The sequence below is a fragment of the Microbacterium sp. Leaf151 genome (assembly GCF_001424225.1).
Taxonomy (GTDB): Bacteria; Actinomycetota; Actinomycetes; order Actinomycetales; family Microbacteriaceae; genus Microbacterium.
On the sequence record NZ_LMOR01000002.1, the window covers coordinates 555,778 to 578,113 of the forward strand.

A 22,336-nucleotide genomic window follows, 5' to 3' on the forward strand; every position below is an offset into this window, starting at 1 on the left:
ATGAGAGTCACCGGCCTCGGCCACGCAGGCATGTTCATCGAGACGGCGGGCGGCAGCATCCTCTGCGACCCCGTCATCGGTCCGAGCTTCTTCGGCTCGTGGTTCCCTTTCCCCGACAACCGCTCTCTGGACTGGGCGCGCTTCGGCGCGGCCGACTTCCTCTACATCTCGCACCGCCACCGCGATCACTTCGATCCGGCGCTGCTCGAGCGGTACGTGTCGAAAGACATCAAGGTCCTGCTGCCCGAGTACCCGACCGACGACCTCGAGCAAGACCTCATCGCCCTCGGCTACACGAACCTCGTGCGCACCGAGGCGGGCGTCCCGCTGCAGTTCGGCGACCTGAAGCTGATGGTGACGCCTCTGCGCGCCCCCTCCGACGGCCCCATCGGCGACTCGTCGCTCTCGCTCGACGACGGCACGGCATCCGTCCTGAATCAGAACGACTCGCATCCGCTGGATCTCGACGCGCTCTTCGATTTCGGCAAGCCCGACGCCTACTTCACCCAGGTGTCGGGCGCGATCTGGTGGCCCATGGTCTACGACCTGCCCCAGGATGCCAAGCAGAACTTCGCCCAGCTCAAGCGAGACGCGCAGAACAAGCGCGCGATGTACTACATCGACAAGGTCGACGCGTCTCACGTGTTCCCGATGGCGGGGCCGCCGATGTTCCTGCGCGACGAGCTGTTCCGCTACAACGGCACTGGGCTCGACAACGATTCGATCTTCACCGATCAGCGCGACTTCCTCGCGCACATGAAAGAGCAGCGCCCAGACCAGAAGGGGTACCTGTTCCTCCCCGGCACCGAGGTCGAGGTGCAGGGATCCGACGTGACCGTCATGCAGACGCTGTACACCGACGACGAGATCGAGCGTGTCTTCGGCGACAAGTGGAACTACCTCGCCGAGCAGCGCGACAGCCGCCGCAACGAGATCGCCGCCGAGGTGGCATCCCGTTCCGAGGTCCTCCCACCGGCCGAGATGCTCGCCGCCATCAAGGAATGGTGGGAGCCGCTGCTGCGCCGCGCCCGCACCATTCGCAACGGCGTCGGGGGAGCGGTGCGCTTCCGCATCGGTGAGCTCGACATGGTCGTCGACTTCCCCAAGGCGAAGGTGCGCGAGTACGCCGGCGAGGAGTGCATCTACTGGTACACGATCCCTGCCGACCTCGTCTCGACGAACATCCGCGATCACGAGATCGACTGGTCGAATTCGATCTTCCTTTCCATGCAGTTCGAGGTGGGCCGCTCGGGCAAGTTCAACGAGTTCCTCACCACGTTCCTGAAGTGCCTGTCACGCGACCGCATCGAGTACGTCGAGAACTGGTACGCCGAGCAGTCGGATCAGACCGAGGATGCCGAGATCGACGGCTGGACCGTGCAGCGTCGGTGCCCGCACCTGCGCGCCGATCTGACCAAGACCGGCAAGATCGAGGACGGCGTGCTGACGTGCTCGCTGCACGACTGGAAGTGGGACCTGGCGTCGGGCCGGTGCCTGACGACGACGGGTCACCCGATCCGCTCATCGCGCATCCGCTCGACGGGGAGCGGCGAACGCGCCGCCGCCGAGGTCGCCGCGGGCTGAGATCACCGTCCCAGGCGCCCCGCGGGAGGAAAATCCGGGAGCGGAGGACCGAGCCCGCGGCATCCGTCCTCCCTTCGCCGAACCTCCTCCCGCCGCCGCCGCCGGTCCCGCCGCGGCCCCCCCACCGCCGCGACTGCCCGCGCCGCACCGGCCCCCGCCCGGCGAGTGCCCACCCCACCCGCTAGACTCGACGCGAACCACAGCAACCTTTAACCCCGTCCCGTGAGGCGGAGAAGGGAGCGGCGGATGAACACGCGCACCGTCATGCACGATGCCGACATCGCCCGCGCTTTGACGCGAATCTCGCACGAGATCCTGGAGTCGAACAAGGGTCCGGAAGGGCTCGTCCTCCTCGGCATCCCGACCCGCGGCGTCACGCTCGCGAATCGGATCGGCCCGCTGGTCGGGGAGTTCGGCGGCACATTCGTCCCGGTCGGCGCGCTCGACGTGACCATGTACCGCGACGATCTGCACCGCAACCCGACCCGTGCACCTCGGCGCACCGAGATCCCGGCCGGCGGCATCGACGGCAAGACCGTCGTTCTGGTCGACGACGTGCTGTTCTCGGGCCGCAGCATCCGAGCTGCTCTCGATGCCCTGCAGGACATCGGGCGTCCCGCGGCGGTGCGCCTCGCGACCCTCATCGACCGCGGCCACCGCGAGCTGCCGATCCGCCCCGACTTCGTGGGGAAGAACCTGCCCAGCGCCCGCGACGAGCGGGTCAACGTGCGCCTCGCCGAGGTCGACGGCGTCGAGGAGGTGACGATCGAATCATGAGGCACCTCCTCGACACCCAGCACCTCTCGCGCGCCGACGCGCTCGAGATCCTCGACGTCGCCGAAGACATGGCCGACACCCAACGGCGCGAGGTCAAGAAGCTGCCGACGCTGCGCGGTAAGACCGTGGTCAATCTCTTCTTCGAAGACTCCACGCGCACCCGCATCTCGTTCGAGGCCGCCGCCAAGCGGCTCTCCGCCGACGTCATCAACTTCTCCGCGAAGGGCTCCAGCGTCAGCAAGGGCGAATCGCTGCAGGACACCGCGCAGACCCTCCAGGCGATGGGGGCGGATGCCGTGGTCATCCGCCACGGCGCATCCGGTGCCCCGCGCACCCTCGCCACCAGCGGCTGGATCAGCGCCGGCGTGGTCAACGCGGGCGACGGCACGCACGAGCACCCCACGCAGGCGCTGCTCGACGCGTTCACCATCCGCAAGCGCCTGTTCGGCGACGACAGCCGCGGCCGCGACCTCGGCGGCATCCGGGTCACGATCGTCGGCGACGTGCTGCACTCGCGGGTCGCACGGTCGAACGTGTGGCTCTTGCACACCCTCGGCGCCCGCGTGACGCTCGTGGCGCCGCCGACCCTGGTTCCGCAGGACGTCAGCGGCTGGCCCGTCGACATCGACTACGACCTCGACCACGCGATCGCCGCAGGCCCCGACGCGCTGATGATGCTCCGCATCCAGCTCGAACGCATGTCTGCCGCGTATTTCCCGACTGAACGGGAGTATTCGCGTCGCTACGGCCTCGATGCGCGGCGGCTGGAGGCCCTCGCGACCGATAGCATTGTGTTGCACCCCGGTCCGATGAACCGGGGTCTGGAGATCTCCGCCGAAGCCGCCGATTCGCCTCGCTCGACGGTGCTCGAGCAGGTCACGAACGGCGTCTCCGTGCGGATGGCCGTGCTGTACCTGCTGCTGGCGGGCGAGCGGCCCGACACCGAGAGAGAGGGCCTCCGATGAGCCATGCCACCCCCCAGACGCTTCTGGTCCGCGGCGCGCGCGTCGAGGGTCAGGATGCCACCGACCTCCTCGTGCGCGACGGCGTCATCGCCGAGGCAGGCACCGGGCTGTCGCACGCCGGCGCCACGGTCGTCGACGCCGACGGGTTGATCGCCCTTCCCGGCCTCGTCGACCTGCACGTGCACCTGCGCGAGCCCGGCTTCGAGGCATCCGAGACCGTCCTCACCGGATCGCGCGCCGCCGCCGCGGGCGGATTCACGACCGTCTTCGCGATGCCCAACACCTCGCCCACCGCCGACACGGCCGGAATCGTCGAGCAGGAGCTCGCCCTCGGCGAGGCCGCCGGGTACGTGCACGTCCAGCCGATCGGCGCCGTCACCGTCGGGCAGCGGGGCGAACGTCTCGCCGAGCTCGGCGCGATGGCCGACTCCCGCGCGCGCGTGCGCGTGTTCAGCGACGACGGCTTCTGCGTCTTCGACCCGCTCATCATGCGGCGGGCGCTCGAGTACGTGAAGGCGTTCGACGGAGTGGTCGCGCAGCACGCGCAGGACCCGCGCCTGACCGAGGGCGCCCAGATGAACGAGGGTGCGGTCTCGGCGGAGCTCGGCCTCACCGGCTGGCCCGCGGTCGCCGAAGAGTCGATCATCGCCCGTGACGTGCTGCTGGCCGAGCACGTGGGCTCGCGCCTGCATGTGTGCCACCTCTCGACCGCCGGCTCGGTCGACATCATCCGCTGGGCCAAGAAGCGCGGCGTGAACGTCACCGCCGAAGTGACCCCGCACCACCTGCTGCTGACCGACGAGCTCGTGCGCGACTACGACGCGCGCTATAAGGTCAACCCGCCGCTGCGACGTGAAGAAGACGTGATGGCCGTGCGCGAGGGCCTCGCCGACGGGACGATCGACATCGTCGCCACCGACCACGCCCCGCACCCCGCCGAGGCGAAGGCCTGCGAGTGGGCGGCGGCCGCCAACGGCATGGTGGGTCTCGAGAGCGCCCTGCGCGTCGTGCAGCAGGCGATGGTCGACACGGGCCTCCTCGACTGGGCCGACGTCGCCCGCGTGCTCTCGAAGGCACCCGCCCGCATCGGTCGCCTCGACCGTCACGGCACCCCCGTGGCCGCCGGTCACCCGGCCAGCTTCACGCTGTACGACCCGCGCCCCTCGCGCCCCTTCGCGGTCACCGACCTCCGCGGACGCAGCAAGAACTCGCCGTACCTCGGCCGGGAGCTGCCCGGAGAGGTGCGCTGGACCGTGCGCGCCGGCATCCCCACCGTCGCCGACGGCGTTCTGCTCGACGCTCCGGGGGCCCTCGCATGACGCGTGAGGGCGCCTTGCTCGTGATGGCCGCGGTGGCCGTGATCGCTCTGGCACTCCTCGCGTGGGCGTGGGTGCGACGAACGCGGCGCGATGCGCGCTACACCGCCCCGGTGGGGGAGCTGCCCGACGACGCCGTCGAGACCGCGGTGTTCCCCGGTCTCTACGTCGCCACGACCCGACACGACGAGCCGCTCGAGCGACTCGCGATCAAGGGTCTCGGCTTCCGCTCCCGCGTCGACGTCACCGTCACCACGGCCGGCGTCGCCCTCGACCTTCCGGGCCAGCCCCGCATCGCGCTGACCCGCGACCGGCTGGTGGACGCCGCGCAGGCCACCGTCGCCATCGACCGCGTGGTCGAGGCGGGCGGCCTGACGCGCGTCAGCTGGCGCATCGACGTCGACACCGTCGTCGACACCTACCTCCGACCTCAGGATGCCTCGGCCAAAGCGCTGGCCGACGCCATCCGTCCCCTCATCACCACGACAGGAAGCGACGCATGACCGCCCTGATCCCTTCCTCGCGGATCTCGCGAGACCCCGCCGTCCTCGTCCTCGAGGACGGCACCCGCTACGTCGGACGCGCGTACGGTGCGCGCGGTGAGACCCTCGGCGAGGTCGTCTTCGCGACCGGCATGACCGGCTACCAGGAGACGATCACCGACCCCTCGTACGCCGGCCAGATCGTCCTGCAGACGGCCCCCCACATCGGCAACACCGGCGTGAACGACGAAGACCCCGAATCGCGCCGCATCTGGGTCGCCGGCTACGTCGTACGGGACCCTTCGCGCATGGTGTCGAATTGGCGCGCGAACCGCTCGCTCGACGACGCGCTCGTCGAAGACGGCATCGTCGGCATCTCCGGTATCGACACCCGCGCGGTCACCCGCCGCATCCGCTCATCCGGCAGCATGCGCGGCGGCGTCTTCTCGGGTGAAGCCGCGAACCTGGATGCCGACGAGCAGCTGCGCCGCGTCCGCGAAGCCCCGGGGATGGCCGGCCGCAACCTGAGCGCCGAGGTCTCGGTCACCGAGGTCGAGGTCACCCCCGCCACCGCGGAGCGCATCGGCAATCTCGCCGTGCTCGATCTGGGCGTGAAGAAGTCAACGATCGACAACCTCGCCGCCCGCGGATTCGACGTGCACGTCTTCCCGCAGTCCGCGACGATCGACGACATCCGCGCCATCGAGCCGGTCGCGGCGTTCTACTCCAACGGCCCCGGTGACCCCGCCGCATCCGATCAGCATGTCGAGCTTCTGCGCGCCGTCCTCGGCGACGGCCTGCCGTTCTTCGGCATCTGCTTCGGCAACCAGCTGCTGGGCCGTGCTCTCGGCTTCGGCACGTACAAGCTGCCGTTCGGCCACCGCGGCATCAACCAGCCCGTGCTCGACAAGACAACCGGCCGCGTCGAGATCACGTCGCAGAACCACGGCTTCGCCGTCGACGCGCCGCTGGATGAGGTCGTCGACAGCCCCGCCGGTTTCGGCCGCGTCGAGGTGAGCCACATCGGCCTCAACGACAACGTCGTCGAGGGCCTTCGCGCCCTCGACATCCCCGCGTTCAGCGTGCAGTACCACCCTGAGGCCGCCTCAGGACCGCACGACGCCAACTACCTGTTCGACCGCTTCCGCGAGATGGTTCTCGCGACGATGGAGACCCAGAAGAATGCCTAAGCGCGACGACATCAACTCCGTCCTCGTCATCGGCTCCGGCCCGATCGTCATCGGCCAGGCCTGCGAGTTCGACTACTCCGGCACCCAGGCGTGCCGCGTGCTGCGTGAAGAGGGGGTGCGCGTCATCCTCGTCAACTCCAATCCGGCCACGATCATGACCGACCCCGACTTCGCCGACGCGACCTACATCGAGCCGATCACCCCCGAGGTGATCGAGACGATCATCGCCAAAGAGAAGCCGGATGCCGTGCTCCCCACGCTCGGCGGACAGACGGCCCTCAACGCGGCGATCCAGCTCCACAAGCGCGGCATGCTCGAGAAGTACGACGTCGAGCTCATCGGCGCCGACTTCGACGCGATCAACCGCGGCGAGGACCGCCAGATCTTCAAAGAACTCGTCATCGAGGCGGGCGCCGACGTCGCGGCATCCGTCATCTGCCACTCGATGGACGAGCTGATCGCCGGGGCCGAGAAGCTCGGGTACCCGTTGGTCGTGCGTCCGTCGTTCACGATGGGCGGTCTCGGCTCGGGCTTCGCGTACGACGAGGCCGACCTCCGCCGCATCGGAGGCGCGGGCCTGCACGACTCGCCCACCAACGAGGTGCTGCTCGAGGAGTCGATCCTCGGGTGGAAGGAGTACGAGCTCGAGCTCATGCGCGACACCGCCGACAACACGGTCGTCGTCTGCTCGATCGAGAACGTCGATCCGGTCGGCGTGCACACGGGCGACTCGATCACCGTCGCCCCCGCGCTCACGTTGACCGACCGCGAGTACCAGCGCCTGCGCGACATCGGTATCGACATCATCCGTGCCGTGGGCGTCGATACCGGCGGCTGCAACATCCAGTTCGCCGTCGACCCCGCGACCGGGCGCATCATCGTCATCGAGATGAACCCGCGTGTCTCGCGCTCGTCGGCCCTGGCGTCGAAGGCCACGGGGTTCCCGATCGCGAAGATCGCCGCGAAGCTCGCGATCGGCTACCGGCTCGACGAGATCCCCAACGACATCACCAAGGTCACGCCGGCGAGCTTCGAGCCCACGCTCGACTACGTCGTGGTCAAGGTGCCGCGGTTCAACTTCGAGAAGTTCCCCGCCGCCGACACCACCCTCACCACCACCATGAAGTCGGTCGGCGAGGCGATGGCGATCGGCCGCAACTACACCACCGCCCTGCAGAAGGCGCTGCGCTCGCTCGAGAAGCGCGGCTCGAGCTTCCACTGGGGCGAGGAGTCGCGCTCGGCGGAAGAGCTGCTCGAGATCGCGAAGAAGCCGACCGACGGTCGCATCGTCGTGCTGCAGCAGGCGCTGCGGTTCGGTGCGACGGCGGAGGAGGCGTTCGAGGCGACCAAGATCGACCCCTGGTTCATCGACCAGATGGTGCTGATCAACGAGGTCGCGGAGTTCATCGGCGAGGCGGAGAGCCTGGATGCCGACACCCTCCGCCTCGCGAAGGAGCACGGCTTCAGCGACGTGCAGATCGCCCAGCTCCGCGGTCTCGACGAGGCCGAGGTGCGGGAAGCCCGCTACGCGCTCGACGTGCGGCCGGTCTACAAGACCGTCGACACCTGTGCGGGGGAGTTCCCGGCCCTCACGCCCTACCACTACTCCAGCTACGACGCCGAGACCGAGGTCACCCCCTCCGACCGCACGAAGGTCGTCATCATCGGCTCGGGGCCCAACCGCATCGGCCAGGGCGTCGAGTTCGACTACTCGTGCGTGCACGCCTCCTTCGCACTGTCCGATGCCGGGTACGAGACCGTCATGGTCAACTGCAATCCCGAGACCGTCTCCACCGACTACGACACCTCCGACCGCCTGTACTTCGAGCCGCTCACGCTCGAAGACGTGCTCGAGGTGCTGCACGCCGAGGCGCAGTCGGGCACCATCCTCGGCGTCGTCTGCCAGCTCGGCGGTCAGACGCCCCTCGGCCTGGCCAAGGGCATCGAGGCCGCCGGCTACACGATCCTCGGCACCAGCCCCGAGGCGATCGACCTCGCCGAGGAGCGCGAGCTGTTCTCGCGCCTGCTCGACGAGGCGGGTCTCGTCGCCCCCCGCAGCGGCACCGCGATCGACGTCGACGGCGCCGTCGCGGTGGCCGAGGAGATCGGCTACCCGGTGCTCGTGCGCCCGAGCTTCGTGCTCGGCGGCCGCGGCATGGAGATCGTCTACTCGACCGAGGCGCTGCGAGACTACTTCGTGCGCGTCGCCGACCAGGCGATCATCGGCCCAGGGCTCCCGCTGCTGGTCGACCGCTTCCTCGACGACGCGATCGAGCTCGACGTCGACGCACTGTACGACGGCACCGACCTGTACATCGGCGGCGTCATGGAGCACCTCGAAGAAGCCGGCATCCACTCCGGCGACTCGTCCTGCACCCTGCCGCCCGTCTCGCTCGGCCGCACCGAGGTCGATCGTGTGCGCGAGGCGACCCTGGCCATCGCGAAGGGCGTCGGTGTGCGCGGCCTGCTCAACGTGCAGTTCGCGATCTCCGCCGGTGTGCTCTACGTCATCGAGGCGAACCCGCGCGCCAGCCGCACGGTGCCGTTCGTGTCGAAGGCCCTCGGCATCCCACTCGCCAAGGCCGCCAGCCGCATCATGGCCGGCAACACGATCGCCGAGCTCATCGCCGAGGAACTGCTGCCCGAGCAGGACGGCTCGCGCGTGCCTCTCGACGCCCCCGTCGCCGTGAAAGAGGCGGTGCTGCCGTTCAAGCGCTTCCGCACCGCCGACGGTCACACCGTCGACAGTGTGCTCGGACCCGAGATGCGCTCGACCGGTGAGGTCATGGGCATCGACCGCGACTTCCCGACGGCGTTCGCGAAGTCGCAAGAGGCCGCGTACGGCGGCATGCCGACGTCGGGCGTCGTGTTCATCTCGGTCGCCGATGCCGACAAGCGCGCCGTGATCCTGCCCGCCCACCGCTTGCAGGAGCTCGGCTTCTCGCTTCTGGCCACCGAGGGTACGGCCGAGATCCTCGCCCGTAACGGCATCAAGGTGCAGGTCGTCGAGAAGTACTCCGCGACCCAGGGCTCCGGCCAGCAGAACGTCGTCGATCTCATCAACGCCGGGGAGATCGACATGATCGTCAACACCCCCAGCGGCGGATCGGCGCGAGCCGACGGTTACGAGATCCGGGCCGCGGCGGTCGCCGCCGACAAGGCCCTGTTCACCACGATGGCCGTTCTCGGTGCCGCGGTGAGCGCGCTGGGTGCGATGAAGGACGGCTTCGAGGTGCGCAGCCTTCAGGAGTACGCGGTGGATCGCGCGGGCCGTCTGTGAGCGAGCCGTTCGGGCAGCGGCTCAGCGCCGCGCTCGACGCCCACGGTCCGCTGTGCGTCGGCATCGACCCTCACGCCGCACTCCTGTCGGCGTGGGGGCTGGATGCCACGGCCGAGGGCGTGCGCGCGTTCGGCCTGCGCGTGGTCGAGGCAGCGTCCGGCCGCGTCGGCGTCGTGAAGCCGCAGGTGGCGTTCTACGAGCGATACGGCTCGAAGGGTTTCGCGGCGCTCGAGGACGTGATGGCCGCCGCGCGCGCCGCGGGGCTGCTGGTCATCGCCGACGCCAAACGCGGTGACATCGGCACGACCATGGAGGGCTATGCCCACGCCTGGCTCGAGCCCGGTTCGCCCCTCGAAGCGGATGCCGTGACCCTGACCCCGTACCTGGGCGCCGATTCGCTGCGCGACACGCTCTCGCTGGCCCTGCGTCACCGCAAGGGTGCGTTCGTGCTCACCGCGACGAGCAACCCCGAAGCACGGGCGCTGCAGAGCGCGATCGTCGACGACGCCTTCGCCGTCGGCGATCACGAGCACGTCGCGGCGCGCGTGGCCCACGATGTGAACGAGGCGAACATCGGCGCTCCCGGTGCGTTCGGCTCGATCGGCGTCGTGGTCGGCGCCACCGTCGACCGTGCCGCATTCGGTCTCGGAGATGTGGCCCTCGCCGGGATGCCGATCCTCGCGCCCGGCTTCGGCGCGCAGGGCGCTGAGCCCGCCGATCTGGGACGTCTCTTCGGTTATGTCGCCAAAGCGGTCGTGGCCAACGAGAGTCGCAGCATCCTCGCGGTCGGACCCGACCGTCTCGCCGCGCGCATCGACCAGCGTGCCGCGCTCTACCGGGAGACCCTGCATGGCTGACACCCGTCGCCCGCCCGAGGTCGACCGCGCCGCCGCCTCGCGCCGTGCCGTCGAGGCGCGCCGCGAGCGCGCCGCGCTGAAGCGCGACGTTTCCAGCCGAGTCATCTCGCCGCAGGAGCTGCTGCGGCGGGGTCTCGCCGACCCGCTGTCTCCGGCCGGAGCGATGCGCGTGACCGAGTTCCTCACGGCGATCCCCGCGATCGGCGAGAGCAAGCGCGATCGCATCCTCATCTCGCTCGGCATCTCGCCGGTGAAGCGACTCGGTGGTCTCGGCACACGTCAACGCGACGCGTTGCGCGCATTCCTCGACACCCGCTGGCCCGAGCCGGGTCCGCGCGAGGGTCGCAGCCGGCTCATCGTGCTCGCCGGTCCCACGGCGGTCGGCAAGGGCACGGTGGCCGCACACATCAAGCAGAACTACCCGCAGATCCACCTCTCGGTGTCGGCGACGACGAGAAGCCCCCGCCCGGGCGAGGTCGACGGGCAGCACTACTACTTCGTCGACGACGCCGAGTTCGACCGCATGGTCGCCGCGGGGGAGTTGTTGGAGTGGGCCGTCGTGCACAACCAGAACCGCTACGGCACGCCCCGCGAACCCATCGAGCGGGTACTGGCCGCGGGCGGCACCGCCCTGCTCGAGATCGACCTGCAGGGTGCGCGGCAGGTGCGCGCCGCCGACTCTTCGGCGACGCTGGTGTTCCTGCTGCCGCCGAGCTGGGACGAACTCGTCCAACGCCTGGTCGGGAGGGGGACCGAGGATGCCGAGGAGCGTGCCCGTCGCCTTCGCACGGCCCGCGTCGAGCTCGCCGCGCAGAACGAGTTCGACTACCGCGTCGTGAACGAAGACGTGGCATCCGCCGCCGCCGACGTCGTGGCTCTGGCCGCCGCGCAGGGCTGACGCGCCGGTCCGCGGCGGCGCAGCGCCGCCCGGCCAGCACTCGTTGGGGGCGCGAAATGTGCACCGGGGCGGACATCGCACGCCCCGGTGCACAAACGACGCCCCGACGCCGCGCAGCCCGGCGCCCCGCCGGACGCCGCACCCGTCGCGACGTCGCCGTCGCCACGTCGCCGTCACCGCGTCGCCGTCGCCCCGGCACCGCCTACACGACCCGCCCGACGCCCTCGGCACACCCCGGGTCGGCGTCGGCTAGAATGGGGGGATGCTTCGGCGCTCCCGGCGCCGCATCCACCCCATCCCGCCGAACCAGGAGGTTCCCCATGGCCGGACGTGACAAGGGCATCATCGACCCGCCCATCGACGCTCTGCTCGACAAGGTCGACTCGAAGTACCAGCTCGTCATCTACGCGTCCAAGCGCGCGCGTCAGATCAACGACTACTACTCCGACCTGCACGAGGGAAACCTCTTCGACAACGTCGGCCCGCTGGTCGACTCCACCGTCGAAGACAAGCCCCTCACGATCGCACTGCACGAGATCCACGAAGACAAGCTGCGCCTGCGCGCTGCGGAGTAATCCACAGCCCTCACCGGCTCACGCGTGAAGTATTCACAGATGTGACGATGCCCCGGGCGGCTCACCGCCGTCCGGGGCATACTTGTGCCCGTTCCCTGCTCGCTAGCCTCCCGGAGTCGTCTTGACCGACCTACGCCTGTTCACGTCCGAGTCCGTCACGGAAGGACACCCCGACAAGATCTGCGACCAGATCTCCGACAGCATTCTGGATGCCATCCTCACCGACGACCCCACGGGGCGCGTCGCCGTCGAGACCCTCGTCACGACCGGGCTCGTGCACGTGGCGGGCGAGGTGTCGACGCGGGCCTACGTCGAGATCCCCGCGATCGTCCGTGACGTGGTGAACCGCATCGGCTACACCTCGAGCGACACCGGGTTCGACGGTGAGTCGTGCGGTGTCTCCGTCTCGATCGGCGCGCAGTCCTCCGACATCGCCGCCGGCGTCAACAAGGCGTTCGAGCAGCGCGAGCGCGGGTCCGTCGATCCCCACGACCTGCAGGGGGCGGGCGATCAGGGCATCATGTTCGGCTTCGCCACGAACGAGACTCCACAGCTCATGCCGATGGCCATCTGGACGGCGCATCGCATCGCCGAGCGTCTGGCGGCCGTGCGCAAGAGCGGAGCGCTGCCGTTCCTGCGCCCCGACGGCAAGACCCAGGTGACGCTCGGCTACGACGGCTTCACTCCGCGCACCGTCGACAGCGTGGTGCTGTCGACGCAGCACCACCCCGACATCTCGCAGGAAGATCTGCGCGCGCAGGTGCAGGCCGAGGTCATCGATCCCGTGCTGGCCGAGACCGGGCTCGAACTCCCCGACGTGAAGTACTACATCAACCCGGCCGGTCCCTTCGTCATCGGCGGCCCGAAGGGCGACGCCGGGCTCACCGGCCGCAAGATCATCATCGACACCTACGGTGGAGCCTCCCGCCACGGCGGTGGCGCGTTCAGCGGCAAGGACCCGTCCAAGGTCGACCGCTCGGCCGCCTACGCCATGCGATGGGTCGCGAAGAACGCCGTCGCGGCGGGCCTCGCCGACCGCCTCGAGGTGCAGGTCGCCTACGCCATTGGCAAGGCGAACCCCGTCGGTCTCTACGTGGAGTCGTTCGGCACCGCTCACGTGGACGACGATGTGATCGTGCGCGCGATCCGCGATGTGTTCGACCTGCGCCCCGCGGCCATCGTCGAGCAGCTCGACCTTCTGCGCCCGATCTACGCGCAGACGGCGAAGTACGGTCACTTCGGCCGCGAGCTGGCCGATTTCACCTGGGAGCGCACCGACCGCGTCGACGAGCTGCGCGCCGCCGCCGGAATCTGAGCGTGCGGGCGGGCGCCGCGCGACGCAGCCGGCGACGCGTCGGTGCGACGGTGGGCGTGATTCGGCGCGCCCGTGCTCAAGCCTGCCAACGCCCGTGCACCGGCATTCGCGTGTGTTCCGGTGCGCAGGCGATGGCGAGCGGGATCGGGGGTGCCCGCGCCCAGGTCCACCGGCGCCCGTGCACCGGCGTCCGCGCGAGCGCAGGCGCCCCTGTCCGCGCGCGCCCCGGCGTCCGGGGCGGGGGAGAGCTTCCGTGAGCGAGCGCCGCGTCGCGCGCGTGCAGCTCGAGTCGCCCGTGCCGCAACTGGACCGTCTCTTCGATTACGCCGTGCCGCACCCGCTCGTGGCGGACATCGCTCCGGGCGTGCGGGTCAAGGTGCCGCTGCGCTCGGCGGGGCGCATGATGGATGCCTTCGTCGTCGAGGTGGTGGCAGACGACGGCAGCGAACGACCGCTCTCGTCGATCGAGGCCGTGGTGTCGCCGATGCCCGTGCTGCCCGAGCGCCTGTACACGCTCGCGCGCCGTGTCGCCGACCGTGCCGCCGGCTCCGTCAGCGATGTGCTGCGGTTGGCCGTCCCTCGGCGCATGGTCCGCGCCGAGAAGGCCTGGGCCGCGGCACCGCCGCCCGATGCGCCCGAGGTGGTGCCGGCCGCCCGCGAGCGATCCGACGTCGAGCTGCGCGCCTACCCGGGGCTTGCCGAGGCTCTCGACGCCGGCGAGCGTCTCGCGATCGACGCACCCCCGCACCCGCACCCCGAGCTCCCGCGGGGGGCCTGGGCCGACCTGCTCGCCGCCGCCGCGGTGCACACGCTGGCCCGGGGGAAGAGCGCCGTGCTCGTCGTACCCGACTACCGCGATCAGGCGCAATTGCTCGCCGCCCTCGGCGAGCTCGTGGCCCCGGATGCCATCGTGCGCGACGACGCCGACCAGTCCGGGCCCGCCCGCTACGCGCAGTACCTGCGCACCCTGGCATCCGTGCCCTGCATCGTGGTCGGCCGCCGCTCGGGGGTGTACGCGCCCGCGCACCACACCGGGCTCGTGGCGATCTGGGACGACGGCGATTCCCTGCTGTCGGAACCGCTCTCTCCGGGCGTGCACGCCCGCGACGCAGCCCTCGTGCGCCAGGAGTCGGAGGGATCGGCCCTCATCTTCGCCGGGCACACGCGCACGACCGACGTGCAGAGGCTCGTCGACGTCGGCTACGTGCGCGAGATCACGCAAGCTCGCCGCCCCAGCCCGCGCATCGTGCTGAGTGCGACCCGCGAGGGGGAGCAGCGCCAGTCGCGCGTGCCCTCCTCCGCGTTCGCCGCCGCGCGCGAGGCCCTGCAGCACGGGCCCGTGCTCGTGCAAGTCGCCCGCCCCGGATACGCCCCCTCGCTCGTCTGCGCCGACTGCCGTCGCCCCGCCCGGTGCGCGCACTGCGCAGGTCCGCTCCGCGCGGCTCGTCCCGGCGCGACCCCGGTGTGCGCCTGGTGCGGTCGCAGCGCCCACGCCTGGACCTGCGGGCATTGTCACTCGACGAAGCTGCGGATGGCGTCCTCGGGCAGCGAGCGAACCGCCGACGAGCTCGGCCGCGCCTTCCCGAACACCCGCGTGATCATCGCCGACGGGGCCCACCCGGTGGCCGAGGTCGACGGCCAGCCGGCGCTGGTCATCGCCACCCGCGGCGCCGAGCCGATCGCCCGCGGAGGCTACCGCGCCGTCATCCTGCTCGACGGCGACCGGATGCTGCAGAGCGAGGCCCTTCGCATCGGTGAGAGCTGTCTGCGCTGGTGGTCGAACGCCGCGGCCCTCGCCGCACCCGGCGCGCCCGTGCATCTCGTCGGCGTCGCGGGCCCCGTCGCCCGCGCGCTCGCGACCTGGACCCAGCCCGCGTACGCCCGCGCCGAGCTGGTCGATCGCGCGCCGCTTCGCATGCCGCCCGCCGTGCGTGTCGCCAGCGTCGACGGCCACTCCCGCAGCGTCGACACCCTGCTCGCGTCCCTGCGCGAGACGGTGACCGACCTCGACCCGCTCGCGATCCTGGGGCCGGTCGACACGTCGGAGACCCCCGACATCGCAACGGCGCGTGCGCTCGTGCGTTTCGACTACGCGCACGGACGCGCCGTCGCCGAGGCTCTGCGCGCCGGAGTCATCGCCGACGCGCTACGCGCCCGCAAGTCGCGCAAGGATCGCGGCCCGAAGCCGCGCAGTACGCTCAGAGTCCGTCTCGACATCCCCGAACCCGACCTGTGAGCGGCACGCGCCTTCGGCCGACCGCCACCGTGGTCCGTGCCGGCGCACCCACCCAGACCCACCCGCCCCGAACCGCCTGAGGAGAACCATGCGCCTCGTCTTCGCCGGTACCCCCGCCGTCGCCGTCCCCTCCCTCCGCGCCTTGGCCGCCGGTCCTCACGAGATCGCCGCGGTCGTGACCCGCAGCGACGCTCCGCTCGGACGCAAGCGCGTGCTCACCCCGTCGCCGGTCGCTCAGGCCGCCGACGAGCTCGGCATCCCGACCATCAAGGCCGACCGCCTGGACGCCGACGTGACCGAGCGGATCGCCGAACTCGCGCCCGACCTCGGCGTGATCGTGGCCTACGGCGGACTCGTGCGCGAGCCACTGCTGTCGACCCCCGCGCATGGGTGGATCAACCTGCACTTCTCACTCCTCCCGCGCTGGCGCGGCGCAGCTCCCGTGCAGCGCGCCCTCATCGCCGGTGACACCGTGACCGGCGCCAGCGTCTTCCAACTGGTCGCGGCGCTCGACGCGGGCGACGTGTTCGCCGAGGAGCGCTACGAGGTGCCCCCCGGCGCCACCACCGCCGACGTGCTCGACGCCCTCGCCGACATCGGCTCTCCCGTGCTCGCCCGCGTGGTCGACGGCATCGCCGACGGCACGGCGGTCGCGACCGCGCAGCGCGGCGAACCGACTCTCGCGCCCAAGCTCACCCTCGACGACGGCGCTCTCGACTTCACCCAGGATGCCGAGACCCTCCTCCACCGCATCGCCGGCGTCACGCCCGAACCCGGAGCCCACACGACCCTCGACGGCGCCCGCTTCAAAGTGCTGCGCGCAGCTCCCTCCGAGGCGCCGCCGCTCACGCCGGGACGGGTCGCGGCATCCGGAAAGGACGTGATCGTCGGTACCGGCACGGCGCCCCTGCGCCTCGAGACCGTCCAGCCCGCAGGCAAGGGGGCGATGGCCGCCGGCGACTGGTTCCGAGGTCTGCGCACCGACGAACCGGTGCTCGGCGCATGAGCGTGCAGGGAGCGCGCGCCGTCGCGTACGAGGTCCTCCGCGCCGTCTCCGGCGACGAGGCCTACGCCAATCTGCTGCTGCCGCACGCGATCGTACGGGCGAAATTGGATGCCAAAGACGCCGGCCTCGCAACGGAACTGACCTACGGCACCCTTCGCCGGCGGGGAACGTACGACGCCATCATCGCCGCCGCGGCCGACCGCACCGTCGATCGCATCGACCCGAACGTGCTCGACGCGCTCCGCCTCGGGGTGCACCAGCTGCTGTCCACCCGCGTCGCCTCGCACGCCGCGGTCAACGAGTCCGTCGAACTCGCCCGTCGGCACGGCGGGGGAAAGGGCGCGGCGGGGTTCGCCAACGCCGTGCTGCGCCGCGTCTCGCGCGACACGCCCGGCCAATGGATGGACCGCATCGCCGCCGCCGCGCGCAGTGACGACGAGCGGATCGGGCTGACCACCTCGCACCCCGTGTGGATCGTGCGAGCTCTCCGTCGCGCGCTGACCGCAGAGGGCCGCGCCGACGAGCTCACCGCCCTGCTCGAGGCCGACAACATCGCCCCGCGCGTGGCCATGATCGCTCTCCCCGGACTCGCCGAAGTGCCCGACGATGCCGCACCCACACGCTTCGCTCCTACCGCGTTCACCACCCGCGGCGGAGACCCCGAGGGCCTCATCCGCGGCTCCGGCGGCCGCATACGCGTGCAGGACGAGGGGTCGCAACTCGCCGCGCTCGCCCTGAGCCGCGCCCTCCCCGTTCGCGAGGGTGAACGCTGGCTCGACCTCTGCGCCGGACCCGGCGGCAAAACCGCCTTGCTCGCGGCCGAAGCGCTCGCGCACGGCGCGACGCTGGATGCCAACGAGATCTCACCGGCGCGCGCCGGGTTGGTGCGACAGGCCCTGGCATCCGTGCCCCTCGAGGTCGAGGTGAGCGAGGAGGACGGGCGCGAGCGCGCGGCCCGGATGCCGGGGGAGTACGACCGCATCCTCGTCGACGCCCCGTGCACCGGCATCGGAGCGCTGCGCCGCCGGCCCGAGGCGCGCTGGCGCAAAACCCCCGCCGACGTACCCGATCTGACGGCCCTGCAGCTGGATCTGGTGCTCGCCGCGTTCGAGGCGCTGAAGACCGGCGGTGTCGTCGCGTACGTGACGTGCTCGCCGCATCTGGCCGAGACCTCCGGCGTGCTCGCCGAGGTCAAACGCGAGCTCGGAGACGCGGTCGAGGAACTCGATGCCCGCGCGGTCGTGCGCTCCGTGGCTGTCGACGAGATCGACCTGCCCGACCAGGCCGACGGCTCCCTCCGCGCGCAACTCTGGCCCCACCGCCACGGCACCGACGCGATGTCGATCGCCCTGCTGCGCAAGCGCTGACCGGTTGCTCGCCCGCTGCGAGCGGACAAGCCCGACCCCGCCGTGCGCGGACAAGCCCGGGCCCGCCGTGCGCTGACGGGCCCGACCCCGCCGTGCCCGGACAGTCCCGGGCTCGCCGCGAGCTGGACGGGCCCGACCCCGCCGTGCGCGGCCGGTCCCGTCCAGCTCGTCGAGTGTCCAAGACACGCCGCGCGGGAGCCCCGTCGAACGGCGTGTCTTGGACACTCGACTGGACGGCCCGGGGGAGCGCGGCGACGGGACGAGCGCAGTGCCCGCCCATAATGGTCGGGTGCCTACCGACGCCTCCCGCATCAACCCGAGCATCCTCGCCGCCGACTTCGTGAACATGGAGGCCGAGCTCGCGCGCATCGCGGGTGCCGACTTCGTGCACGTCGACGTCATGGACAACCACTTCGTGCCCAACCTCACGTTCGGGCCGCAGATGGTGGCGCGCATCCAGGAGACGAGCCCGGTGCCCCTCGACGTGCACCTGATGATCGACGACCCCGACCGCTGGGCTCCGGCCTACGCCGAGCTCGGTGCGGCATCCGTGACCTTCCACCTCGAGGCGGCTGCATCCCCGATCGCCCTGGCGCGCCGGTTGCGTTCCATCGGCGCGCGCGCCGGCGTCGCCGTGAAGCCCGGTACACCCGTGGAGAACCTTCTTGATGCTCTCAACGAGTTCGATCAGATCCTCGTGATGACCGTCGAACCCGGCTTCGGCGGCCAGTCCTTCATGCCCGAGACCATGCCCAAGCTCCGTGCCCTGGCCGACGAGGCGAAGCGGCGCGGCTCGAGCGTCTGGCTCCAGGTCGACGGCGGCATCGGCGAGTCCACGATCGCGCAGGCCGCTGAGGCGGGGGCCGACACCTTCGTCGCCGGGTCCGCGGTCTTCGGCGCAGACGACCCCGACGCGGCCATCCAATCGCTGCGCACCACGGCGTCCCGCCACCGCCATTGAGCAGGGCGCGGTCCGTCCTCGCTCGGCGTCCGCGGTTGCGTCGCGCCACGCGAACTCACGGATAAACGCGATCCATGCCCATAAACGCGCGCTCCTCGCGTTTCTGCGCGCAGCAAGCGTTTACGCGTGACGGAGACACGGCATCCGGATGCCAGATCCTCGGCCGAACCGCAAGCCCCGCGCCACGCCGAGCCCACGCCGGCACCCGCCCGACCTCGTCGAGGCAGCCCCGCTGCGCCCACCCGACCCTACGCATAAACGCGATCCACGCGCATAAACGCGCTCTCCTCGCGTTTCCGCGCGCAGCAAGCGTTTATGCGCGAGCTGCCCCGCACGCGGCGCCGCACGCACGCGCACCCCACGCCCCCCGCCCGCAAACGCACCGGCACCCACACCCAGGCCCCACTCACATACCCACCCCGCGCCACCCACCCCCATCCGCGCCACGCCCCGCGGCACCGCCCACCCCGGCCGACCCGATACCCTGGAACCGTGAAGACCTTCGACGACCTGTTCGCGGAACTCAGCGCCAAGGCCGTCGAGCGACCCGAGGGGTCCGGCACCGTCGCGCAGCTCGACGCGGGCGTGCACGCCATCGGCAAGAAGATCGTCGAAGAGGCCGCCGAGGTGTGGATGGCCGCCGAGTACGAGTCCGACGCCGCGACGGCCGAAGAGATCTCGCAGCTGCTGTACCACCTGCAGACCCTCATGCTCGCGAAGGGCCTGACGCTCGAAGACGTCTACCGACATCTCTGAGCCGTCACCCGTCCCGTTCGCTCACTTCAACACGAAAGCCCCCGTCATGCTGCGAATCGCCGTGCCGAACAAGGGGTCGCTCGCCGAGACCGCCGCCGAGATGCTCTCGGAGGCCGGGTACGCCGGACGACGCGACTCGAAAGACCTGTACACCGTCGACCCCGTCAACGAGGTCGAGTTCTTCTATCTCCGCCCCCGTGACATCGCGACCTACGTCGGCTCCGGCGCGCTGGATGTCGGCATCACCGGCCGCGATCTGCTGTTGGATGCCCGCATGCCGGGCGCCCGCGAGGTCGAATCACTCGGCTTCGCCGGCTCCACGTTCCGCTTCGCCGGTCGTCCGGGCCGCTTCACCGACGTGCACGACCTGCAGGGCCTGCGCGTCGCCACCGCCTATCCGGGCCTGGTCGACGCGTTCCTCGATGAACGCGGCATCGCCGTCGACATCGTGCCGCTCGACGGTGCGGTTGAGTCCGCCGTGCAGCTCGGAGTGGCGGATGCCGTGGCCGACGTCGTCTCCACGGGCACTACGCTCCGTCAGGCGGGACTCGAGATCTTCGGGCCCGTCCTGCTCGAGAGCGACGCTGTCCTGATCGCCGGCCCGCAGGAGGCCGAGGGGACCGAGACACTGCTGCGGCGTCTGCGCGGTGTCCTCGCCGCCCGCAAGTACGTCCTCATCGATTACGACCTGCCCGCCGCCCTCGTGGAGCAGGCCGTCGCCGTGGCTCCGGGCCTGGAGTCGCCGACGATCTCGCCGCTGCGCGACCCCGAGTGGGTGGCCGTGCGCGTCATGAGCCCGCGCCGCGACGTCAACCAGGTCATGGACGCGCTCTACGCGATCGGAGCCCGCGCGATCCTGGTGACCGAGATCCTCGCCGCGAGGCTCTGATGACCCTCGCACGTCGCGTCATCCCCTGCCTCGACGTCGCGGCCGGTCGCGTCGTCAAGGGCGTCAACTTCCTCGACCTGCGCGACATGGGCGATCCTGTCGAGCTCGCCAAGCTCTACTTCGACCAGGGCGCCGACGAGGTCACCTTCCTCGACGTGACCGCCACCGTCGACGAGCGCTCGACGACCTACGACGTTGTCCGCCGCACCGCCGAGCAGGTGTTCATCCCGCTCACCGTCGGCGGGGGAGTGCGCTCCGCCGACGACGTCGCCCGGCTGCTCTCGGTCGGCGCCGACAAGATCGGCGTGAACTCCGCCGCGATCGCCCGTCCCGCCCTCATCGACGAGATCGCCGACCGCTTCGGCGCTCAGGTGATCGTGCTCTCGCTCGACGTGAAGCGGGCGGCATCCACCCCCTCGGGTTTCGTGGTGACCACGCACGGCGGCCGCACCGAAACCACCCTCGACGCCCTGGAGTGGGCTCGTGAGGCCGTCGAACGCGGAGCCGGAGAACTACTGGTCAACTCGATCGACGCCGACGGCACGAAGCAGGGCTTCGACCTCGAACTCGTCCGCCTCATGCGCCAGGTCGCCGCGGTCCCGGTCATCGCGTCGGGCGGCGCGGGAGAGCTCGGCCACTTCGCCCCGGCCGTGCAGGCGGGCGCCGACGCGGTGCTCGCGGCATCCGTCTTCCACTCCGGTCAGCTCACCGTCGGACAGGTCAAGGACGCCATGGCCGCCGAGGGAATCGAGGTGCGCCGATGAGCGTCGACCGCGTGAAATACGACGCCGACGGCCTGGTGGCCGCCGTCATCCAGCAGTTCGACTCACGCGAGGTGCTCATGGTCGGTTGGATGGATGCCGAGGCACTGAAGCGCACGCTCACGTCCGGCCGCGTGACATTCTGGTCGCGTTCACGCCAGGAGTACTGGCGCAAGGGCGACACCTCGGGCCACATCCAGCTGGTGAAGGGTGCGCGTCTGGACTGCGACGGTGACACGCTGCTCATCGAGGTCGACCAGATCGGCGCGGCCTGCCACACGGGCGACCACACCTGCTTCGACGCCGACGACCTGCACCCGGTCGTGGGGGAGCGCTGATGCGGCGCGCCCGCTCGACGGCCGTCCTCGCCATGCTCGCCGCCGGAGCGCTGGGCGTGATCGCATCCACCCAGACGTGGATAGACGTCACCCTCGACGACGGCGCGCAGCAGACCCTGGCCGTCGCCGGCGCTGACGCCCTGCCGATCCTCACCCCGCTCAGCCTGGCCGCGCTCGCGTTGGGCGCCGCCCTGTCGATCGTCGGTCCCGTGCTGCGCCACGTATTCGGCGTCGTCGGCGCCCTGATCGCGGCGCTGGTGGGCTTGGGTACCGCGCAGCTGCTCGTCGGCCGCCCCGTCGCCGCCGCGGCCTCGACCGTCACCGAGGCCACCGGGATCTCGGGAACGGATGCCGTGGCCTCCCTCGTCACGGGGTTCTCGCTGACGCCCTGGCTGGCGCTCACCCTGCTCGCGCAGGCGGTGCTGTTCGCCGCTGCGGTCTTCACCCTCGTCACCGCCCGCCGCTGGGCATCGGGCGCGAGCCGCAAGTACCGCACGGCCACCGAGGCCGGCACCGGTCGCCCGCACGACGCGATCGACTCGTGGGACGACCTCTCCCGCGGCGACGACCCCACGGCCTGAGCCTCCCGCCGCGAGGCCCGAGCCGCCCGCGCGAGCCGTCGCACGGCGGAGCGTCGCGACATCCATGGCGTGCGGTCGATGGCGATGCGAAGCGTTGTCGCACGCGGAGCTTCGCGGCATCCACCAAGCGCGGTCGAGGAACGTGTTCGCGTGGAGGAAACGCCGTGAGGGCGCGTTTCTCCACGCCGATCGCGTTTCTCGA

Annotated in this window: 20 protein-coding genes; all 20 read left to right on the forward strand. The window is 70.8% G+C overall.

Annotation, left to right across the window (positions count from 1 at the left end):
* The 20 genes from ASF76_RS06685 (at nt 1) to ASF76_RS06780 (ending at nt 22,134) form a co-directional block, all read left to right on the forward strand.
* Nucleotides 1-1,584: a Rieske 2Fe-2S domain-containing protein gene (locus ASF76_RS06685; protein WP_055954817.1), complete on the forward strand. Its 1,584-nt coding sequence runs from the start codon at nt 1-3 to the stop codon at nt 1,582-1,584.
* Nucleotides 1,585-1,830: 246 nt separating this feature from the next.
* Nucleotides 1,831-2,361, forward strand: a complete 531-nt coding sequence (gene pyrR / locus ASF76_RS06690; RefSeq protein WP_055954820.1) for a bifunctional pyr operon transcriptional regulator/uracil phosphoribosyltransferase PyrR — start codon at nt 1,831-1,833, stop codon at nt 2,359-2,361.
* On the forward strand, nt 2,358-3,326 hold the full coding sequence (locus ASF76_RS06695; protein WP_055954823.1) for an aspartate carbamoyltransferase catalytic subunit: 969 nt from the start codon (nt 2,358-2,360) through the stop codon (nt 3,324-3,326). The genes pyrR and ASF76_RS06695 overlap by 4 nt, the downstream gene beginning before the upstream one ends.
* Complete coding sequence (locus ASF76_RS06700; protein WP_055954826.1) at nt 3,323-4,645, forward strand: dihydroorotase; 1,323 nt, start codon at nt 3,323-3,325, stop codon at nt 4,643-4,645. Before ASF76_RS06695 ends, ASF76_RS06700 begins: the two co-directional genes overlap by 4 nt.
* Nucleotides 4,642-5,145: a PH-like domain-containing protein gene (locus tag ASF76_RS06705; protein WP_055954830.1), complete on the forward strand. Its 504-nt coding sequence runs from the start codon at nt 4,642-4,644 to the stop codon at nt 5,143-5,145. The genes ASF76_RS06700 and ASF76_RS06705 overlap by 4 nt, the downstream gene beginning before the upstream one ends.
* The gene (carA, locus tag ASF76_RS06710; RefSeq protein ID WP_055954832.1) at nt 5,142-6,314 is read left to right on the forward strand and encodes a glutamine-hydrolyzing carbamoyl-phosphate synthase small subunit; all 1,173 of its coding nucleotides are present in this window, start codon (nt 5,142-5,144) and stop codon (nt 6,312-6,314) included. Before ASF76_RS06705 ends, carA begins: the two co-directional genes overlap by 4 nt.
* Nucleotides 6,307-9,594, forward strand: a complete 3,288-nt coding sequence (carB, locus tag ASF76_RS06715; RefSeq protein WP_055954835.1) for a carbamoyl-phosphate synthase large subunit — start codon at nt 6,307-6,309, stop codon at nt 9,592-9,594. The genes carA and carB overlap by 8 nt, the downstream gene beginning before the upstream one ends.
* Complete coding sequence (pyrF, locus tag ASF76_RS06720) at nt 9,591-10,451, forward strand: orotidine-5'-phosphate decarboxylase (RefSeq protein WP_055954838.1); 861 nt, start codon at nt 9,591-9,593, stop codon at nt 10,449-10,451. Before carB ends, pyrF begins: the two co-directional genes overlap by 4 nt.
* Nucleotides 10,444-11,349: a guanylate kinase gene (gene gmk, locus ASF76_RS06725; RefSeq protein ID WP_055954841.1), complete on the forward strand. Its 906-nt coding sequence runs from the start codon at nt 10,444-10,446 to the stop codon at nt 11,347-11,349. The genes pyrF and gmk overlap by 8 nt, the downstream gene beginning before the upstream one ends.
* Nucleotides 11,350-11,669: 320 nt before the next feature.
* On the forward strand, nt 11,670-11,924 hold the full coding sequence (rpoZ, locus tag ASF76_RS06730) for a DNA-directed RNA polymerase subunit omega (RefSeq protein WP_055837405.1): 255 nt from the start codon (nt 11,670-11,672) through the stop codon (nt 11,922-11,924).
* A 121-nt stretch (nt 11,925-12,045) separates the two neighbouring features.
* Complete coding sequence (metK, locus tag ASF76_RS06735) at nt 12,046-13,239, forward strand: methionine adenosyltransferase (protein WP_055954844.1); 1,194 nt, start codon at nt 12,046-12,048, stop codon at nt 13,237-13,239.
* Nucleotides 13,240-13,492: 253 nt separating this feature from the next.
* Nucleotides 13,493-15,475: a hypothetical protein gene (locus ASF76_RS06740; protein ID WP_055954847.1), complete on the forward strand. Its 1,983-nt coding sequence runs from the start codon at nt 13,493-13,495 to the stop codon at nt 15,473-15,475.
* An 88-nt stretch (nt 15,476-15,563) separates the two neighbouring features.
* The gene (fmt, locus tag ASF76_RS06745) at nt 15,564-16,481 is read left to right on the forward strand and encodes a methionyl-tRNA formyltransferase (protein ID WP_055954850.1); all 918 of its coding nucleotides are present in this window, start codon (nt 15,564-15,566) and stop codon (nt 16,479-16,481) included.
* Nucleotides 16,478-17,848: an RsmB/NOP family class I SAM-dependent RNA methyltransferase gene (locus ASF76_RS06750; protein ID WP_055954853.1), complete on the forward strand. Its 1,371-nt coding sequence runs from the start codon at nt 16,478-16,480 to the stop codon at nt 17,846-17,848. The genes fmt and ASF76_RS06750 overlap by 4 nt, the downstream gene beginning before the upstream one ends.
* Nucleotides 17,849-18,137: 289 nt before the next feature.
* Nucleotides 18,138-18,809, forward strand: coding sequence for a ribulose-phosphate 3-epimerase (gene rpe, locus ASF76_RS06755; protein WP_200936090.1), 672 nt, complete (start codon nt 18,138-18,140; stop codon nt 18,807-18,809).
* Nucleotides 18,810-19,301: 492 nt separating this feature from the next.
* Nucleotides 19,302-19,565, forward strand: a complete 264-nt coding sequence (locus ASF76_RS06760) for a phosphoribosyl-ATP diphosphatase (RefSeq protein WP_055954861.1) — start codon at nt 19,302-19,304, stop codon at nt 19,563-19,565.
* A gap of 46 nt (nt 19,566-19,611) precedes the next feature.
* Nucleotides 19,612-20,454, forward strand: coding sequence for an ATP phosphoribosyltransferase (gene hisG / locus ASF76_RS06765; protein ID WP_055954864.1), 843 nt, complete (start codon nt 19,612-19,614; stop codon nt 20,452-20,454).
* Nucleotides 20,454-21,218, forward strand: a complete 765-nt coding sequence (gene hisF / locus ASF76_RS06770; protein WP_055954867.1) for an imidazole glycerol phosphate synthase subunit HisF — start codon at nt 20,454-20,456, stop codon at nt 21,216-21,218. Before hisG ends, hisF begins: the two co-directional genes overlap by 1 nt.
* On the forward strand, nt 21,215-21,553 hold the full coding sequence (gene hisI / locus ASF76_RS06775) for a phosphoribosyl-AMP cyclohydrolase (RefSeq protein WP_055954870.1): 339 nt from the start codon (nt 21,215-21,217) through the stop codon (nt 21,551-21,553). The genes hisF and hisI overlap by 4 nt, the downstream gene beginning before the upstream one ends.
* Entirely contained in the window at nt 21,553-22,134 is a 582-nt protein-coding gene (locus tag ASF76_RS06780) for a Trp biosynthesis-associated membrane protein (protein ID WP_055954873.1), read from the forward strand. Before hisI ends, ASF76_RS06780 begins: the two co-directional genes overlap by 1 nt.
* The last annotated feature ends 202 nt before the right edge of the window (nt 22,135-22,336 follow it).